The organism is Thermococcus sp. 21S7 (assembly GCF_012027615.1).
GTDB lineage: Archaea > Methanobacteriota_B > Thermococci > Thermococcales > Thermococcaceae > Thermococcus.
In genome coordinates this window covers 143,828-159,101 of record NZ_SNUT01000001.1, presented here as the reverse complement: position 1 = coordinate 159,101, position 15,274 = coordinate 143,828, and the positions used below count along the sequence as shown (strand labels likewise).

Sequence of the window (15,274 nt, the reverse complement as noted above, 5' to 3'; positions counted from 1 at the left end):
CAGTTGCCGTGTTCTACGACATTTCCTGCCAACTGCACTGACCTCCTTCCCGCCATGAGGGGCAAGGGTTCGGCTTAACCCCTTGCCATTGACGGGGAGGTTTGAGGGGTTTCACCAAAACCCAATAAAAATGGGCTTTTCAGCCCCTCGGGGAGGGCCTTCCCCCCGTTACCCCTCCTCTGAGCGTAAAGACCGCTCAGATTCGGGGTTATGGTTTTTACAGCTTTTCTCAAAATGTTAAAAGCACCAACTAAATCCGCGTTAAAGATAAGCCCCGTTGCAGGACACTTAAATAATCCCCTGACAAACCTCGTCCCTTCGTGGGGCTTCCTGCAAACGGGGCAAGTTTTGGAAGTGAAAGCCTCACTAACGACTTCAACGGCAATACCATACTCCTCGGCAACCTCTGTGAGGCGTTTGATAACGTAATTGAACCGCCACACGTGGGAGAGGAGGAAGTTTCTGCTTTTTGCCTTTATCAGAGTTCCGAGCTAGTCCCTTTGGATAGTCAACGACAATCTTGGAAACGCCCAAATCGTAAAGCCTTCTAACCGTTTGCCTTACGGCAGTGTTAATGTAGTGCTTTGCCTGAAGTTTAGCCTTCTCATGCATTCTCCTAAGCTTCCTACTCCTCTTAGCTCCAGACTTGTTGAGTTTTGACTGATACTCGGCGATTTTTCTCCGCCAGTAGAAGTCAATACTCTTGAGTGGCCTCCCGTTCACGAGGAAGCTTTCCCCATTTTCCACATAAACGGTCATGAGATTGTTTACTCCCAAATCAATTCCTGCCGAAAGGCTTCCCCTTGGAGTTCTTGGAAGTTTAATCCAATTCTCACCTTCAAGTTTTTCCTCGACAGTAAAGCTGATGTGAGCGTACCATTTCCACCTAACGGGGTTGTAGGTTACCTCTAATCGCCCCTGCTTGCCCTTCAGGTGAATTCTACCCTTGAACTGGATTTCGAGGCGTTTGAACTTGCCGAGACCTTTTAGAATAAGCTTATTCCCTTCAATCTGGTATTGGTCGTTTCTCAGGACGATTAAGGGTTTTCTCTTTCCGTCTTCTTTGAGATAGTTTGGTGGTTTGGGCTTAAGCCAAGAGGGAAGTTCACCATTCCGCTTTTTCCGAAGGAGTGAGAAGAATGAACGCCATGCTTCAGAGTTTTTTCTCGCTATTTGTTGGACTGTGGCGGAGCCGATTTCCCGTTTAAACTCTTCATAAACGTTTTTTCTGTGCTGTTGAAGTCCACGATTTGCTTTTTGAAGAATTGTTGTCTTCTCAGGTAGTTTACTCTGTTCCAGACTTTAGCCCCAAGGTCGGCTAACTGGAAGAGTGTTTTTTCTTGCTCTTTCGAGGGTTGGAGTTTTACTGTTATCGAACGCTTCATTTCAAAGCATGGTACGAATTTTAGGCTTTAAAAGAGTGTCGCTTTCCTGCTTTAGGGCTTGTCGGGTGGTTTACTGCATCCCCGCCCTAAAGGGCGAGGCTTTCAAAAGAAAAATGTAAAGTTTCCTGATCACATCTGACCGGAAAGACTAAATGATTGACCACCCTATGAACAACCATGCCAGACGAAGACCTTGCCAGGGAGGTTCAGGAGCTCAGAAAAGCCCTTGAGGAACTCAGGGAGAGCTTCGCCGTCGTTTCTCAGATGGCGCAGGCATATCTGAGGCTCATCAACATATACGCCCAGTACGGTGGGCTCAGCATAGACCTAGTCGTTCCGGAAGTCAGGAGCGACCCTATAGCGCGTGAAATCGTTCGGATCCTCTTCGACTTGAAGAGGGCCAACGTGAGTCAGATAGCGCGGGAGCTGAAGGGGAGGCGCGGAAAGGCCTCGCGGAACACCGTTAGGGCGAAGCTGGTCGAGTTAAAAAACCTCGGCATCGTTGTCGAGGTTCCCGGCGAGAGGGGGAAGCTCTACGCCCTCTCCCGCGAAGTGGTCAAAAAGTGGCTCGAAATGATCGGAATGCCGATTAGGCTTGACCACACTAATGATTATTGAGGTGGTTGATATGGTGAACGAGAAGGTTGGAACTCCGAAGAAACTGGAGGAGCTCCTCGATGAGCTGGTCGAGGGGATTAGGAACGCCCAGAGTGTCGAGGAGGTAGAGGTTCTCAAGAAGAAGGCAGAGGTTGTGGAAGACCTCATCGAGGCCTACGAGGGCGACAGGGACCTCGACAAGATACCCGCCCTTATGGAGAAGGTCGGCGACATGATCGAGGACATCCTCGGGCCGCTCAAGGAGCTCCTCAATGAGCTCTACAGCCCGGAGAGGGTTCAGGCTATGGGCAGGAGCGTGGCCGAGTTCTACAAGAACCTGGCCGAGGCCGGGATGGACAGGGATGCGGCCCTTGAGCTGACGAAGGAGTACATGGAAGCGATAAACCCCGGAAAGAAGCTCATGGAGATGATCGCTAGCTTTGGAAAAGGCGGTTTCGGCAACATAAATATCCCCAGCCCCCCAATGGGTTTTGGAGGGGATGAGCGAAAGGAGGAGTGAGCTTGAGAGGCCTCCTTCACTTTTTTCTTCGACTGCCAGTGCTAGCGTTCAGGATGGCGGGCATGGTCAGGATAACGAACCGGGCGAAGCGGGGCTTTAAACGGGCGCTTCTGGATGGAGGCCTTCCAGCAGAGGTTGTCGATGAGCTGGTTAGGGACTTTGACCCCGCCTCGCCGCTCAGGGAGACGCTTTTCAGGTCTTCCGGGAAATAGCCGCTTCCCCCGCTCACTCCCACATTGCCCTGGCGGAGAGTTTAACACTCGGCTTGTCCCCGTAGAGCAGTATCAGGACGTCCATGTCCCCGTAAGTGGAAACCTCAATGTAAGCCGCTTTCCCGCTTTTCTCGAAGAGGTCATTGGCCGCCAGACGTCTCCTCTCATCGTGAGACGAGAGCTCGACGTAGTCCCTCTCGACCCACCCGGTTTCGAGGAGCGCTTTTTTCAGCTGGAGGTAGACCTCACTGCCCAGAGCGTGGGGATAGAACAACACTACCGCCCTTGCTCCCCCGGAAGAGACGTTGCCCTCCAGCTTGTAGATGTATCCGTCGAACCCCAGCCCGGTATCGGCTGTCCAGTTCCAGGGCCTCACGTCGTTCCTCAGTTTGCCGAAGGAGAGTAGTTCGCCGGGACTGGCCCCGCCCGTGCCGACCACGTGCCAGAAGAAGTCGCTGGTCGAGTATCGGGGCTTCTTGACGACGACCGCGAGGTAGTGGTTGTAGCGGTACTGGGCGAAAACCGTTAGGGTGTCTGAATCTCGGGAGAAGGTTCTCGCGTAGGGTTCCCTTCCTTTGTCGGTTCTCTTCCAGCCTTCTCCCAGGAGTTTCTCGGTCAGTTCATCGAGCGCGGTTAGGCATGCTGTGGCGTTCGGATAAACGAGGAGCATGAACTCAACGTCGCCAGTTCTGCCGGTGTACCAGTCCGCCGCTGGAACCTCAGGGATATCGACGAAGTCCGTGGTGATGTTGAAATCCTTCCGCAGGTCACCGAGGACCATCGATATCACCGTTCCCGGCCCCACGCCCCTCTCACTGACCGGCTTAAAAACGCCCTTTGGTAGGTCTTTTCCCTGTTCAAAGGAGAGCCCTTCCGTTGGGTCTCCCCACCGCCAGAGCAGGCCCACGAGGGCTTTGACCTCTCTGGGGTTCCCAAACAGCAGTGATACCCGTTCCATGCTGGCAATCCTCGCCAGCTCGATGTAGACCCCTGTACCATCGGCTTCGAAGTAGTCGCCGGCCACCATGCTGCCCGCGGGATTCTGGGTATAGGTGTTGGCGTACTCCTTCTCAGTCCATCCGTTATCCAGGAAGGCCTCCTTAAGCTGGAGATAAACCTCCCTCCCCTCACGTGGCCGGTAAACGAGGAAAACCGTGCTGATGTTGGTTCCATCGACCGTTCCCTCTAGGTCGTCGAGGTAGCCGGAGAATATTAACCCCCTCCCCCTGCTCCAGTTGCCCTCAACCACTTTGACCGGCAGGAAGAGGCCGAGAACCTTGCTGGGGCTGGGTCCCATCGTGATGATACTCCACGTAAATTCTGAGAGGCGTTTTGCCCTCTCTTCCGCGCTCCCTCCGGTGATTCTTGCCACGAACAGGACATAGAAGTAGCGCTCGTAGGTGTAGAACGCCGTGTAGCTCTCGTTTCCCCTCTCCCAGAAGTTTCCATCTCCCCGCTGGAAGCCGTTCTCGGTCAGGAGTTCCACCACGTCATTCATGGCCTCCTCGACCGCGGTTGAATTTGGGTAGGCAAAGAGGCCGAACTCAATGCCGTCCGCAGTTCCAGTAAAGGCTGAGAGGCTCCTCTGGGGTAGGGGTATGTTCACGGGGCTTTCAGTGACGTTGTATTTCTCGGAAATTCTGGAGACCACGTCGAGAACTGCGTACTTTGGAGAATACGAGAACCAGTCCACCCGTTTCGGCTTGAAGGTTCCCGAGGGGAACGTGGCTTTTGCTTCCTCCGGTGCGGACGTGTTTTCGGGGACCCCCTCATCCACACCCTCGTGGGCCGTTTCAATCGCCGGACTGTTGGTTTTCTCTCCCTCCGGGCTGTTGATGCATCCGCAGGACATTGTGATCAGAATTATGATGATACATGAAACAATAATTTCGACGCGTCTCATGGGAAACCCCGGAGATTTTTGGATTTCAAATTATAAATACTTTTCCCTTCCAAGTTGTTTTGATGGGTCGTTCATTGCTCTCTAAACCTCTCGTAGATAAGCTCGTCGAGATATCGCCCATTACTCCAGACGTGCTCTCTGAACCGTCCACTCAAAGAGAACCCGTTCTTTTCAAGGACGCGTATGGATGGCAGATTGTCCTCATGAACTTTTGCCCAGACCTTGTGGGGGTTGAGATGAGCAAAGGCGTAATCACAGAGGAGCTTCACCGTCTCCGTCCCGTAGCCCTTTCCCCGCTCTTCCGGTGAGAGGTAGTAGAGTATCTTCCCCCACCTTGCTTGCCAGTTAATCCAGTTGAATCCGGCTATGCCTACGAGCTTTCCGCCCTCGTTTTTTATCACCGCGAAAGTGGAACTTTTCGCCCTGTTCTTCTTCAGCTCCTCGTAGAACTTCTCCTCTTCTTCGGGCAGGTGAATTGGGCAGAGTTAAAGAGAGCCCTAACGGTGCTCCTGTCGTTGAACCACCCAGCTTTTGCCGAGGTCTTTTTTAGGAGAGTTGCTAGGGAGACCTTTCCACCCTTTAGTATTACGGGCTTCATTTCTCCCATTCCTCCCTGAACAGGTCATAGAAGAGCACATCAACATATCCGTCGGGTGTATGTGCGTGCTTCCTCAGCCTGCCAACGAGCTTAAAGCCGTTCTTTTCGAATTCGAATTGAGGCAATGTTGTTTTCGTACGTCCTCGCGTAGACCTTGCGCAGGTTCATGTAGCGAAAGCAGTACTCTAAGGTTAGTTTCACTGCCTCACTTGCATAGCCCCGATTCCAGTACTCCCTCCCAAGGAAATACCCTATTTCCGCCGTTCCGTTCCTGAAGTCTATCCCGCTCACGATGACCGTCCCAACGATTTCACCTTCTTCATTGAGTATTGCAAAGGCCCTCTTGGCCAGCTTTTTAGCCGTCAGGCTCTCGTACCACTTCATCCACTCTTCAAGCGTCGAAACGTCCGAAGGGTCGGCGAGAGTTTTGGTAACCTCCCTGTCATTGTTCCACTCCCAGATTTTCTGAATGTCTTCCCTTAGAATTACGCCCAGGGAGACTTTTTCTCCCCTGAGAATTAGCGGCCTCATCTAAACCACCTCACAAAATCAGGTTCAAGAACCACGTGAAGACGGGAAGCTTCAGGCTATCCCTCCTCAAAGCCGCGTAGTACATCGCAAAAGCCAGAAGGCCCGCGTAGAGCCCGAGCAAAAGCCCCTGCACGCTGTGTAGTAGCAGGGCGTTTATCGAGTGCGCAAAGCCCCACAGGAACACTGGCAGAGCTATTCCTGCCTTCTTCCCGGAGAGCCTCAGCCCGCCGAGGTAGAGGAGGTTTACGGCCGCTATCTCGACGAAGTAATACGCGTACTGGGACGCAAAAAGCAGGAGTGCTAGGGGGAAGCTACTGTGGGAGATTTCGAGAAAATACCTGAACTCCTGCAGGGACTGGAGGGTGTAGCTTCCCGAATAGGCCACCTCCAGCCCAATGAAAGCGAGGACAATGAGGACCGAAATTATGAACTCCCTCATACCAAATCTACCAGTAAAGAGCTCCCCAAAACGAAGGCCAAGCCAGCGGAGCAGCAAAAACACCGCCGTCAGACGGAGGAGTGTTATCGTCCAGATGAGGGCAAAGCGGAGGACAGGTGAGTCTGTTGGCCATGTTCCCGTTGCTTTTATGAATGCCCACGCTGTCCCGAGCTCAATCCCCCATGTGACGAAGAGGAACCACGCCAGGGCAAAGGCAAGGAGTTTCTTCAATTTAATACCCTCCTAGACATGCCTATTAAGTACCTAGATAGCAACTTTTCCTAATCATACTGCTCCTCTGGTTTGGGATTTTATAATTTCGCTACCACGTTTTCTGTTGATTTAGAATTTAAAAATTTAACTTTAATTCAAGTCAAGTATACGTAAATTTTTTCGTAAATCTTATTAGGTTCATATTCAACTTCGGTATTGGTGATGAGATGAACAAGGGTGTTAGGGGAGTTCTTTCAAGCTTTGGTGTAATCGCTATAGTAAGCTTGGTGTATCTAGCCCTTAGGAGGGAAATAGGATTTGTCATAATTGGCCTTTTATCGTTCCTGTTGCTCTACCTTGCCGTTAGAATGGCCGGATATACGAGAGAAGACCTTGGCTTGGCTGGTTATTTTAACTGGAAACTCCACTTGGTTCTTCCCGTTGCTGTAATGCTCATGAACATTCTGTGGGTTCTGCCACTTGGGGTCGGTATTAAGACCCTGCATCCCCTGATTTATGTTGCCTTGCTGATAAAGTACTTGATTTTTGTGGCCCTTTACGAGGAGCTAGTCTTTAGAGGTCTAATGCAGAGGGGCTTTGAACTCTGGAAAGGGGAAAGAGTGGCTGTAATTCTAACCGCTATAATATTCGGGCTCAGTCACATTACTGCCAGATTTACTTTTGAGCCAACTTTTGCCAACTTCTGGAGAATCTACAATCCTCTGCTGAGTGGATTCGTGTTTAGTGTCTATAGATGGAAGTTCCGGAGGATAGAGGGGTTGATACTTGCCCACGGTCTGGGAGATGCGATTGACAGGATGATGACGGTTAAAAAAGTTGAATGGCTCTTGGGAACAGCCACGGGGCATGTATACATGGTACTCGCTTATACAGTTACCCAGCTGGCATCGATTTTTATCTACCTAAAGCTCGCGGGGAGCCTAAAGGGTTACGGTGGCCAACCAAATAAAAATCGGAACCTTGAGGCTTCTCGTCTTTAGGGCAAGCCCATAGGTCAGCATGGCAAAGAGCATCATGTACACTCCAAGGAGGAATGCCTGAACAGGTGGCATGACGATAACGTTAAGGGCGTGAGCAAAGCCCCAGAGAAACGTTGGCAGTAAGACTGCCAGTTTTTCACTGCCCAGCTTTAATGCTCCGACGTAGAGGAGGTTCACCATAAGAATTTCGATGACGTAGTAGATGTATTCAGAGGCCAGCGACAGACCAGCGAATAATTCGTTTGGGGAGATGCGAAGATGGTGATGAAGTCCGCGGACAATTTGGAGAGTGTAACTTCCTTTGAAATATGCAACTTCGACGGCGAGGAACAGCAGGACAACGGCGGTCGAATAGGCGAGCTCTCTCCTTCCGAATTTCCCATTTGTTAAGTCCCCGAAATTTAAGTTCAGCCATTTGAGAGTTAGAATTCCAGCCGAAAGCTTTAGAATGTTTATCGTCCACACCTTGGCGAGGTACATATAAGCAGTCTTCGAAATCCACGAGCCGGTTACCTCTTTAAAAACCATGCTAACTGCAATTTCAAGCCCCCAGTTGATGAAGAGGAACCAGAGGAGCGCGAAGAGGGCGAGCTTTCGCATTCTCCTCACCGTGGCTGCAACGAAAAGGTTCCTTATAAACCTTTACTCCGCGAAAGAGTTTTAAGGTTTTCTTCGATGCCGTCATAAGATGCCCGCACCCGTGTCATCGGAGGGGCGCTCATGAAGAGCAGCCTCGCTTACACCGTCCCCGCCGTCGTCAGCAGGCTCCGTCTCGTGTCAGTAGCTCCAATTAGAGACCACCACGGAACGGTTCATTCGGGGGAGGCTGAGTTCCTCGTTGAGCCGCTGAAAACCACCGTGAGCGTCTTCTTTCCGGTTGGAGAGCACGCCGAGAAGCTTGGTGAGATGGTCGGCTCCACGGTGGAAGTCGAGGTTCTGCCGCCCTCCCTCAGGGTCTCCGCGCTGGGGAGCGCTAAGCGCTTCCAAATAGTCAGGGAGGAAGCCCCCGACGTCCCGGCTCCGTTCTACCGTTTAACCGGCATCTTCCGGGTGTACACGCCGATGTGGGGGGTCTTCGAGTGCGGGAACCTGAGGTTCGAGGCCTGCTTCGAGCGCGAGGGCTGGCTCGAAATCAGGGGCGTGCGGTTCTACGCATCGCTTCCGCAGTAGATAACAGTACCATCTCCCAATCCCTTGTGACGCCCGCGACCACGTTCTTTCCAAGAACCTCGACCCAGCCGTTCCCCCAGAGCTCCCGAACTTTTGGGTCTTTTCCGTCGGCGATTTCAACGATGACGGCGTTTCCTTCGAGCTCGCCCCCGACGAGGAGCTTATCGCCGATTGGCAGCAGCGAGGTGGCGCTTCCCTCGCCGAGCTGAATCTCCCGCTCACCGATCTGGACCCAGAAGTTTTCCCCGCGGTAGCCGGCCAGGACGAGTTCTCCGTTCCAGAGGCAGGCCGTCAGCGCTATCCCTTCCGCGAGAGCTTCCTCATCCACCGGTTCGCCGTTCTCGCTGAAATCGAAGGACTTCACTTCCCAGCGTCCATCCCCGGTCTTGACGCTCCCGATGAGCCTTAACCTGTTCTCCGATGGAAGCAGGGCGGTGAAGAGGACGTCGTCCCAGCTCCCGAAATCCCTCAGCCAGAGGGGCTCGCCTTCCGGGGAGACCTTCCCGATGAAGAAGCCCTTGTCGCCCGGTCTTCCGGTTTCGTCCGCTATAAACATCCCATCCCTGCCCGGGAGGATTGAGTGAACCGCTCCGTTGCTTCTAACGTCGAGCTTCAGCTCCCAGAGGAGGCCGAGGTTTTCGTCGAGCCTTGCGAGGTAGGCCTTCCAGCCCTCGCCGCCGTCGGGCGTCGCGGTTCCCTCGACCGACCCGCCGATGAGGTAGCCGTCGTCGAGCTTGAGTGCACTGTGGCCCTCCCAGTCGTTCTGCCCCGACAAAAAGCGGGTCTCAGCTATCTCCTCGCCGTCGAGCCTTGCGAGCATGATTTTGTAGCTCCTCCCGTCGTGAACAATACCAACGAGCAACTCCCCGGCCATCGCCACCGGAACCGTCTCAGACCCGAAGGAGTAGGTTCTCATAACCTCAACCCCCTGATGAATCCCACGAGGGGACTACAAAGAGTTTCTACCCCCAATGCTTCGAACTTGAACGGATTTCGACCCCGAACCATGTTCACCCCCCGAATCTAATCTTACTTCGTGGAGTATTTACCCCCGGTTCCTCTTAATCCCGACGGTCACGACGCTGAACATGCCCCGGTAGTGCGTTTTTACGTCGAAACCTGCCTTTCTCATGATGAACTCAACGATCCAAGGGGCCCAGACGTTGATTTTAGTCCTGAAGAAGTATCCCTTCTCGAAGTTTACGAAGAGCCTCTCCGCCGTCCCGGTGATGGTGTCGAAGCGGACGTGGAACGAGGTGAAGGGTTCCTCGACGAGCACCTCGCGGTAGTTCTCGTGGAGCAGTCTAACCCAGTCGGCGTACTCTACTGCCAGAACTCCTCCCGGCTTCAGGACGCGGAAGGCCTCCCCAACGGCCGAGTCAAAGTCGTAAGCACTCATGTGGGGCAGGGGGTTGCCGAGGAACGCTGCGAGGTCGAAGCTTTCGTCCGGAAAATCGAGGTTCCTGGCGTCCATGACCCGGAACTCCGCCCTGTAACCGAGCTCCCCCGCTATTTCCCTGGCCTTTTCCACGAGTCCTTCCTGGGTGTCTATTCCGGTGACCTCGAAGCCGAGCTCCTCAAGGGCGAGGGTGGAAACGCCCATGCCGCACCCGACGTCAAGGGCCCTTCCTTCAAACCGTGGAAGAACGTCTCTGAGGAGTTCCTTCATCCGTTCGAGCCGCTTGCGCCCGGTTTCGCCCCTCGGGTCGTAAAGCCAAGGCTTCTCCTCGTAGGTCGGCTCGAAGGTCAGCCCAAGGTTCCGGAACATACCATCACCCCATCTTTTCTAAAATCCTCCCGACGAACCTTTCAAGCCTCGCCCGAACTTCCGGGTGCTCTACGAGGCCCCCCCGGAGGGAGCCTCCGCCGTACTCGTTCGAGGATAGCAGAACCGCCTCCGGCCAGCTCTCGCCGCCGGTCAGTCCGTACAGCACCTCGTGGAGCGTCATGTCCCCGCCGGAGCTGGTGTTTCCGATGATTACGAAGTTCAGCTTCCCTTTAAAGGCCTCCCATTCCTCGTAGCTCTTGAAAACAGCCTGGCCCCTCTCGGAGAAGGCTCTGTAGAGACCTGAGGCATGGCCGCCGTAGGTTGGAACGGCGAATATCAGAACGTCAGCATTCATAGCCTTCCCGTAGAGTGCAGGCACGTCGTCGCTTATGGGGCAGTTCCCTGTGAAGCACTCGTATTCACAGCGGCTGCAGGGCCTTATCTCCAGGTCATAGGCCTCCACCATCTCCGTCTCGTGGCCTTTTTCCTCGAACTTCCGGAGGCAGAACCTGAGGATTCGGGCACAGTTGCCGTCCTTCCTGGCACTGAACGCAACTCCCATGACTTTCATTGCATTCCCCAACCTTACAACCCCGAATGGTTTTTAAGGTTTACTTTGATTTAGAATTTGGGGTGTTTAGGATGGACGCTGAGAGGGCCGCTGAGCTCGCGCTCTCGCTCGGCGCGGAGTACGCGGAGGTTCGATTGGAGAGGCTGATCAAGACTGAAATCTCCGGCTCGGATGAGATAAACGTTTCCGCCCGCTCCACGGGTGGATTCGGGGTCAGAGTTCTCGCTAAAGGTTCATGGGGCTTTGCCTCCGTGACCTCAGAGGACGACCTTGAATGGGCCGTTAGAAAAGCCCTGAAGCTGGCGCGGGTTGGGGAAGGAAGCGTTAAGCTCGCCGAGATCAAGCCCGTTCGAGACCGCGTGGGGAGCGGAATGCGGGTAAAACCCTCAGATGTGCCCCTTGAGGAAAAGGTAGAGGCAGTTAGAGCTCTCGTGGATGACCTCCCGGATGCTTCACGGAGGGTCGTCAAGTACTCCGACTTCTCCGGCTTCAAGCGGCTCGTCACGAGCGAGGGGACTGAAATCGAGTGGGAGCTGGGGGCGATTTCCTTTGAGGCCGATTTGGCGGTCTCCTCCGACGGCAGGAGTGCGTGGCTCTTCAGTCTCACGGGCTCGGTTGAGAGGGGCTTTGAGGCCGTTGAGGTGATGAGGGAACGGGTTCTCACCGAAATCCGGGGACAGCTGGAGTGCTTCCTTCACGGCGAGAGGCCCAAGCTCAGGGACGTTCCGGTTCTCCTCTCGCCCCATTTCGCTGGCATGATTGCTCACGAGGCATTGGGCCACCTCGCGGAGGCCGACGAACTGCCGAACACGCCCTTGGCGGAAAAGCTCGGAGAGAGTATTGCGCCGGAGTTCGTCAGCTTGAGCGACGGGAACGTTGAAGACGGCCACGGAAACGACCGCTACGACGATGAAGGGGTTCCTGTTAGGAAAGCTGAAATCCTGAAGAACGGGGTTTTCAACGAGCCCCTCGTGGACAGGGAGCGGGCTTTTCTGCTCGGCGTCGAGCCGAACGGGCGCGCGAGGGCGGAGAGCTACGCCTTCGAGCCGATGGTGAGAATGAGGAACACGTACTTCGAGCCAGGCGACTGGACGTTCGAGGAACTGCTTGAAGAGGTCGAGCTGGGCTACTACCTCGTGAGTGCGGGGCCGGGTCAGACAGGCCTCGACTCCTCGTTTACGGTTGGGGTCATGGAGGGCTACGTCATCAGGAACGGCGAGATTGCCGAACCGATATTCGGTGCAACCGCCAGCGGAAGGGCCCTCGATGCACTCCCCGGAATCAGGGGACTTGGAAGGGAGCTCGACTTCGAGAACTCCTACTGCGGAAAGGGGCAGGTGGTGAGGGTGAGCATGGGAGGGCCGCATATTCTCTTTGAGAGGGGAATCCGGGTGATGTGAATGGAGCGGGAGGTTTACCGTCTGAGGGAGGAGCGCGCCGGGGTCTCTCTGGAGGGGAGCGTTAGGCCATTTGCCCGCGTTAGAGAGTTCACCGCGGTCAGGCTCATCGAGAACGGGAAGGTGGGTTCGGCGCTCGCCGAGGGCCGGGACGAGGGAGAAGCCCTAAGGCTCGCCCGCGAAACACTCCGCTTTCCCAGAGAAGAGGATTACGGGCTTCCATCTGGATGCAGGGCCCGCTGGGATAGGACGTTTGAGGTCGAGGTGGAAGACCTCGCCGGCGAGCTCTCCTCACTGGGTGAGGAGCTGGAAAGGCGGGGTCTCTCGCTTTCGGGAACGGTTGAGGTCATAACGAGGCGCTTCTCGGTCGAGAGCACCGCAGGGGCGGACGTTGAAGGTTCCCATTCCCTCATGAGGACTGACCTTGAAGTTGGAGGGGCGGTCCCGTTTCAGGTCTTCTTGGGATTTTCCAAGCGGGTTGAAGTTGAGGAAATCCTCAACCCGTACATCAACCTCGTTGAAGGTCTCGGGGCCGTCAAACCTCCGGAGGGGAGAATGGAAGCTATCATAGCACCAACCCCGTTTTCCGACCTCCTACTTCCCGCAGCCCTCTGGAAGTTCCGCGGGAGCGTCGAGGTGAAGGGAGGCACGGCAGCAAAGCCAGGGAAAGCAATCGCTTCGCCGCTCGTGACGTTGCTCGACGACCCGCTCGACGAAGGATCTCTCCGCTATGTGAGGGCCGACGACGAGGGGGTTAGAACAAGGAAGAACATCCTGATTGAGAAGGGCACCGCCAAAGGCCTGCTCTGGGACAGCCATAGCGCATGGATGGCCGGAAGGGAGAGCACTGGGAACGGGATAAGAATCGAGGAGAGAATCATCGACGGCCCGCACAACCTAACGCTCGCACCGGGGAACAGGACGCTGGAAGAGCTGATTTCGGAAATTGATAAAGGTTTTATTGCCCTCGGCCTCAGGGGTGCGAACGCCCTCGACAGGGCCACCGGCGACTTCTCGGTGGTCGTCACACCGGCCCTCGTAATCGAGCGGGGCGAGGTTAAGGGCTTCTCACGCTTCGAGCTCAGGGGAAACGTCTGGGAGCTCCTCAAAAACGCCACAGGCATCGGGAAGGAGCTAACGGGGGTGTGGTTCGACGAGGGGTTCTCGCTCTCGCTCCCGTTCCTCAGAACCGGGGTGGTGGTATGAAGGAAACTCTGGCCCTTCTCGCTGTTCTCTTCCTCATCGCCCTCTTTTTCCTGCCGGCGTACTACATCGGGCCGCCTTACGTTCTACTCGTGGCCGTTTACCTCCTTACGCTCTACGCGGTCGAAAAGCGCGGCCTTGGGAAAACCGCGGAGAGAGCCGTTGGTGTTGTCTTCTTCATCGTAGTTATGTCTCTAATCATGAAAAAGATGGAGGAACCCCTCTGGCAGGCGCTCGCGCTCGGAGGACTTATCCTCGCGCTTGAGCTCATCAAAGGACGTCGCTCCCGAGATGAAAACCTGGGCGAACCGGGGGCGGGGTGAGATGATGAAAGCCGTAAAGACCTTCTATTCCAAGGCCATTGATACCTTCAGGGAATTTGGCGGAACCGAGGAAGAGCTGATGTGGCTGGTCGGTTCGAGACTGGCCCTGTTTCCGTCACACCGGGAGGAGATAATGCTGAGGCTCAGAGCCATGGAGGAAATCGTACGGCGGGCGGAGGGAAAAATCCTCGACGTTGGCTCCGGTTCAGGGCTGCTCGCCCTAGCGCTCTCCGAGAAGGGGATCGTTACGGGAGTTGAAAAGGCTCCGGACTTCTTTCCGTTCCTCAGGACGCTTGAGAACGAGCGGCTGAAGTTCATTCAGGGCGACTTCCTCAGGGACGATGTTGGTCGGGACTTTGACGTTGTCGTTTTCTCCTACATCCTCCACGACCTCGAACCGGAACCGTTTCTCAGAAGGGCCATTGAAGTCCTAGCCCGGGATGGCAGGATTATCCTCGGCGACTTTGACTTGAATATGCTCAGGAGCAAGGTGAGGGCATTTGCCGATGAAAACTGCCTGAGAATCGTTGAGGATGTAACCCTCGGACGGGCAAAAACTCACGGAAGCCCCTGTGAGGCGTTTTTAATCGTCATAGAAACTGGGGGATGACACGGATACAATGCCTGGGAAGTTTTTAGCAAAATCAAAAGGAAAAGCTACTCACCAGGAGGACGTTCCGGTCTCCATAGGGTTGCTGGTTATCGCCTCGTACTCGTCCTTGGGGAGAACCTGCGGCTCGTAGGTCACGCCGTACTGCCTCGCCAGCACGCCGGTGAATGCCCTCAGATGGTTACCGCTACCCATCACAAGGTTCTCGAAGACGTACTCGATGTCCCGGTTGTCGGTTTTGTCCAGCCAGTCATGCAGGTCTTTGATGTCGACCTCCTCTATAAGTGCACCGACTGCAAGTGCCGCCTCCTCGCTCTTCATGCCCTCCTCTATGAGCTGGTCGTAGAGGGCCTGAAGCTCGGGGTTCTCGAACTCACCGATGTCCTTGTCCGCCGCTGGATCGGTCAGGTTGTACTTCTCTATGAGCGTCAGCACCATGTCCATGTGGGTCTGTTCGCTTCTCGCTATGTTGCTGAATATCGAAATTCCCCACTGGTCGTACAGGGTGAGGTAGACGTCCCTGGCGAGCTTCTCCTCCTCGCGCATGTAGAGGATGGCCTGTATCTCATCCGCGCTGAGGTCTTCCGGAGGAAGCGATGCGACGTAATCCGTGCTGTATGCATCAACGGCGCCGCCGGCGGTCGCGTTTGAGGGTGGACCATGTGGGGCCGCTTCGGCACCACCGGTGGACGTTGTGGCAGTGGAGGAGTCACCCGTTATGCACCCTGCACTGAACACCCCCAGCAGGACGACCCCCATGAGGAGCAGTCCGAATGTTTTCTTTCCCAGCATTTTCATCACCTTCTCCCATATGTAATTCTAACATTACATAT

The 15,274-nt window shown here is 54.9% G+C and carries 19 protein-coding genes and 1 pseudogene; 9 read left to right on the top strand and 11 right to left on the bottom strand.

Annotated features, from left to right (window positions below; all coding sequences use genetic code 11):
• Positions 1–74: 74 nt before the first annotated feature.
• Positions 75–1,385, bottom strand: a pseudogene (locus E3E51_RS00770) (transposase).
• A 177-nt stretch (positions 1,386–1,562) separates the two neighbouring features.
• On the opposite strand from E3E51_RS00770, the gene E3E51_RS00765 reads away from it, so the two are divergent.
• From E3E51_RS00765 to E3E51_RS00755, 3 genes are all read left to right on the top strand, one after another.
• Entirely contained in the window at positions 1,563–2,003 is a 441-nt protein-coding gene (locus E3E51_RS00765; RefSeq protein ID WP_167911245.1) for an ArsR family transcriptional regulator, read from the top strand.
• A gap of 10 nt (positions 2,004–2,013) precedes the next feature.
• Entirely contained in the window at positions 2,014–2,502 is a 489-nt protein-coding gene (locus E3E51_RS00760; protein ID WP_167911244.1) for a hypothetical protein, read from the top strand.
• Positions 2,503–2,564: 62 nt separating this feature from the next.
• Entirely contained in the window at positions 2,565–2,714 is a 150-nt protein-coding gene (locus E3E51_RS00755) for a hypothetical protein (RefSeq protein WP_167911131.1), read from the top strand.
• Between the two features lie 13 nt (positions 2,715–2,727).
• Here the strand turns inward: E3E51_RS00755 and E3E51_RS00750 are convergent, their stop codons facing one another.
• The 5 genes from E3E51_RS00750 to E3E51_RS00735 all read right to left on the bottom strand — a co-directional run bounded on the left by E3E51_RS00750 (position 2,728) and on the right by E3E51_RS00735 (position 6,416).
• On the bottom strand, positions 2,728–4,617 hold the full coding sequence (locus tag E3E51_RS00750) for a hypothetical protein (protein WP_167911243.1): 1,890 nt from the start codon (positions 4,615–4,617) through the stop codon (positions 2,728–2,730).
• 71 nt (positions 4,618–4,688) lie between these two features.
• Entirely contained in the window at positions 4,689–5,054 is a 366-nt protein-coding gene (locus E3E51_RS00745; RefSeq protein ID WP_240924226.1) for a GNAT family protein, read from the bottom strand.
• Positions 5,051–5,224 carry a hypothetical protein gene (locus tag E3E51_RS13085; RefSeq protein WP_240924210.1) on the bottom strand — a complete coding sequence of 58 codons (174 nt, stop codon included), beginning with the start codon at positions 5,222–5,224 and terminating at the stop codon, positions 5,051–5,053. The genes E3E51_RS00745 and E3E51_RS13085 overlap by 4 nt, the downstream gene beginning before the upstream one ends.
• 81 nt (positions 5,225–5,305) lie before the next feature.
• On the bottom strand, positions 5,306–5,746 hold the full coding sequence (locus tag E3E51_RS00740) for a GNAT family N-acetyltransferase (RefSeq protein ID WP_346765925.1): 441 nt from the start codon (positions 5,744–5,746) through the stop codon (positions 5,306–5,308).
• 10 nt (positions 5,747–5,756) lie between these two features.
• The gene (locus tag E3E51_RS00735) at positions 5,757–6,416 is read right to left on the bottom strand and encodes a hypothetical protein (RefSeq protein ID WP_167911242.1); all 660 of its coding nucleotides are present in this window, start codon (positions 6,414–6,416) and stop codon (positions 5,757–5,759) included.
• A gap of 209 nt (positions 6,417–6,625) precedes the next feature.
• Here E3E51_RS00735 and E3E51_RS00730 point away from each other — a divergent pair, with 209 nt between their 5' ends.
• Positions 6,626–7,399, top strand: a complete 774-nt coding sequence (locus E3E51_RS00730; protein ID WP_167911241.1) for a CPBP family intramembrane glutamic endopeptidase — start codon at positions 6,626–6,628, stop codon at positions 7,397–7,399.
• On the opposite strand, the gene E3E51_RS00725 is transcribed toward E3E51_RS00730, so the two are convergent.
• Positions 7,340–7,999, bottom strand: a complete 660-nt coding sequence (locus E3E51_RS00725) for a hypothetical protein (protein WP_167911641.1) — start codon at positions 7,997–7,999, stop codon at positions 7,340–7,342. The genes E3E51_RS00730 and E3E51_RS00725 overlap by 60 nt on opposite strands.
• A 120-nt stretch (positions 8,000–8,119) precedes the next feature.
• Here E3E51_RS00725 and E3E51_RS00720 point away from each other — a divergent pair, with 120 nt between their 5' ends.
• A complete protein-coding gene (locus E3E51_RS00720; protein WP_167911240.1) occupies positions 8,120–8,569 on the top strand; it encodes a hypothetical protein in 450 nt (149 codons plus the stop codon).
• On the opposite strand, the gene E3E51_RS00715 is transcribed toward E3E51_RS00720, so the two are convergent.
• From E3E51_RS00715 to E3E51_RS00705, 3 genes are all read right to left on the bottom strand, one after another.
• Entirely contained in the window at positions 8,532–9,485 is a 954-nt protein-coding gene (locus E3E51_RS00715) for a hypothetical protein (protein ID WP_167911239.1), read from the bottom strand. The genes E3E51_RS00720 and E3E51_RS00715 overlap by 38 nt on opposite strands.
• A gap of 129 nt (positions 9,486–9,614) precedes the next feature.
• Entirely contained in the window at positions 9,615–10,337 is a 723-nt protein-coding gene (locus tag E3E51_RS00710) for a methyltransferase domain-containing protein (RefSeq protein ID WP_167911238.1), read from the bottom strand.
• Positions 10,338–10,341: 4 nt separating this feature from the next.
• The gene (locus tag E3E51_RS00705; RefSeq protein WP_167911237.1) at positions 10,342–10,908 is read right to left on the bottom strand and encodes a flavodoxin family protein; all 567 of its coding nucleotides are present in this window, start codon (positions 10,906–10,908) and stop codon (positions 10,342–10,344) included.
• Between the two features lie 71 nt (positions 10,909–10,979).
• Here E3E51_RS00705 and E3E51_RS00700 point away from each other — a divergent pair, with 71 nt between their 5' ends.
• Genes E3E51_RS00700 through E3E51_RS00685 form a run of 4 tightly spaced genes read left to right on the top strand, consistent with a single transcriptional unit; the run spans position 10,980 to position 14,441 of the window.
• Positions 10,980–12,308, top strand: coding sequence for a TldD/PmbA family protein (locus tag E3E51_RS00700; protein ID WP_167911236.1), 1,329 nt, complete (start codon positions 10,980–10,982; stop codon positions 12,306–12,308).
• On the top strand, positions 12,309–13,511 hold the full coding sequence (locus E3E51_RS00695) for a TldD/PmbA family protein (RefSeq protein WP_167911235.1): 1,203 nt from the start codon (positions 12,309–12,311) through the stop codon (positions 13,509–13,511).
• Positions 13,508–13,831 carry a hypothetical protein gene (locus E3E51_RS00690; RefSeq protein ID WP_167911234.1) on the top strand — a complete coding sequence of 108 codons (324 nt, stop codon included), beginning with the start codon at positions 13,508–13,510 and terminating at the stop codon, positions 13,829–13,831. The genes E3E51_RS00695 and E3E51_RS00690 overlap by 4 nt, the downstream gene beginning before the upstream one ends.
• Positions 13,832–13,835: 4 nt before the next feature.
• Positions 13,836–14,441, top strand: coding sequence for a class I SAM-dependent methyltransferase (locus tag E3E51_RS00685; protein WP_167911233.1), 606 nt, complete (start codon positions 13,836–13,838; stop codon positions 14,439–14,441).
• A 51-nt stretch (positions 14,442–14,492) separates the two neighbouring features.
• Here the strand turns inward: E3E51_RS00685 and E3E51_RS00680 are convergent, their stop codons facing one another.
• Positions 14,493–15,233: a DUF2202 domain-containing protein gene (locus tag E3E51_RS00680; protein ID WP_167911640.1), complete on the bottom strand. Its 741-nt coding sequence runs from the start codon at positions 15,231–15,233 to the stop codon at positions 14,493–14,495.
• Positions 15,234–15,274 lie beyond the last annotated feature (41 nt).

Bases quoted from the DNA above. Each gene is read 5' to 3' on its own strand.
- E3E51_RS00715 (WP_167911239.1), bottom strand. From the start codon at position 9,485: ATGAGAACCTACTCCTTCGGGTCTGAGACGGTTCCGGTGGCGATGGCC.
- E3E51_RS00755 (WP_167911131.1), top strand. From the start codon at position 2,565: ATGGTCAGGATAACGAACCGGGCGAAGCGGGGCTTTAAACGGGCGCTT.
- E3E51_RS00695 (WP_167911235.1), top strand. From the start codon at position 12,309: ATGGAGCGGGAGGTTTACCGTCTGAGGGAGGAGCGCGCCGGGGTCTCT.
- E3E51_RS00765 (WP_167911245.1), top strand. From the start codon at position 1,563: ATGCCAGACGAAGACCTTGCCAGGGAGGTTCAGGAGCTCAGAAAAGCC.
- E3E51_RS00720 (WP_167911240.1), top strand. From the start codon at position 8,120: ATGAAGAGCAGCCTCGCTTACACCGTCCCCGCCGTCGTCAGCAGGCTC.
- E3E51_RS00705 (WP_167911237.1), bottom strand. From the start codon at position 10,908: ATGAAAGTCATGGGAGTTGCGTTCAGTGCCAGGAAGGACGGCAACTGT.
- E3E51_RS00730 (WP_167911241.1), top strand. From the start codon at position 6,626: ATGAACAAGGGTGTTAGGGGAGTTCTTTCAAGCTTTGGTGTAATCGCT.
- E3E51_RS00690 (WP_167911234.1), top strand. From the start codon at position 13,508: ATGAAGGAAACTCTGGCCCTTCTCGCTGTTCTCTTCCTCATCGCCCTC.
- E3E51_RS00700 (WP_167911236.1), top strand. From the start codon at position 10,980: ATGGACGCTGAGAGGGCCGCTGAGCTCGCGCTCTCGCTCGGCGCGGAG.
- E3E51_RS00750 (WP_167911243.1), bottom strand. From the start codon at position 4,617: ATGAGACGCGTCGAAATTATTGTTTCATGTATCATCATAATTCTGATC.
- E3E51_RS00710 (WP_167911238.1), bottom strand. From the start codon at position 10,337: ATGTTCCGGAACCTTGGGCTGACCTTCGAGCCGACCTACGAGGAGAAG.
- E3E51_RS00680 (WP_167911640.1), bottom strand. From the start codon at position 15,233: ATGCTGGGAAAGAAAACATTCGGACTGCTCCTCATGGGGGTCGTCCTG.
- E3E51_RS13085 (WP_240924210.1), bottom strand. From the start codon at position 5,224: ATGGGAGAAATGAAGCCCGTAATACTAAAGGGTGGAAAGGTCTCCCTA.
- E3E51_RS00685 (WP_167911233.1), top strand. From the start codon at position 13,836: ATGAAAGCCGTAAAGACCTTCTATTCCAAGGCCATTGATACCTTCAGG.
- E3E51_RS00740 (WP_346765925.1), bottom strand. From the start codon at position 5,746: ATGAGGCCGCTAATTCTCAGGGGAGAAAAAGTCTCCCTGGGCGTAATT.
- E3E51_RS00725 (WP_167911641.1), bottom strand. From the start codon at position 7,999: ATGCGAAAGCTCGCCCTCTTCGCGCTCCTCTGGTTCCTCTTCATCAAC.
- E3E51_RS00760 (WP_167911244.1), top strand. From the start codon at position 2,014: ATGGTGAACGAGAAGGTTGGAACTCCGAAGAAACTGGAGGAGCTCCTC.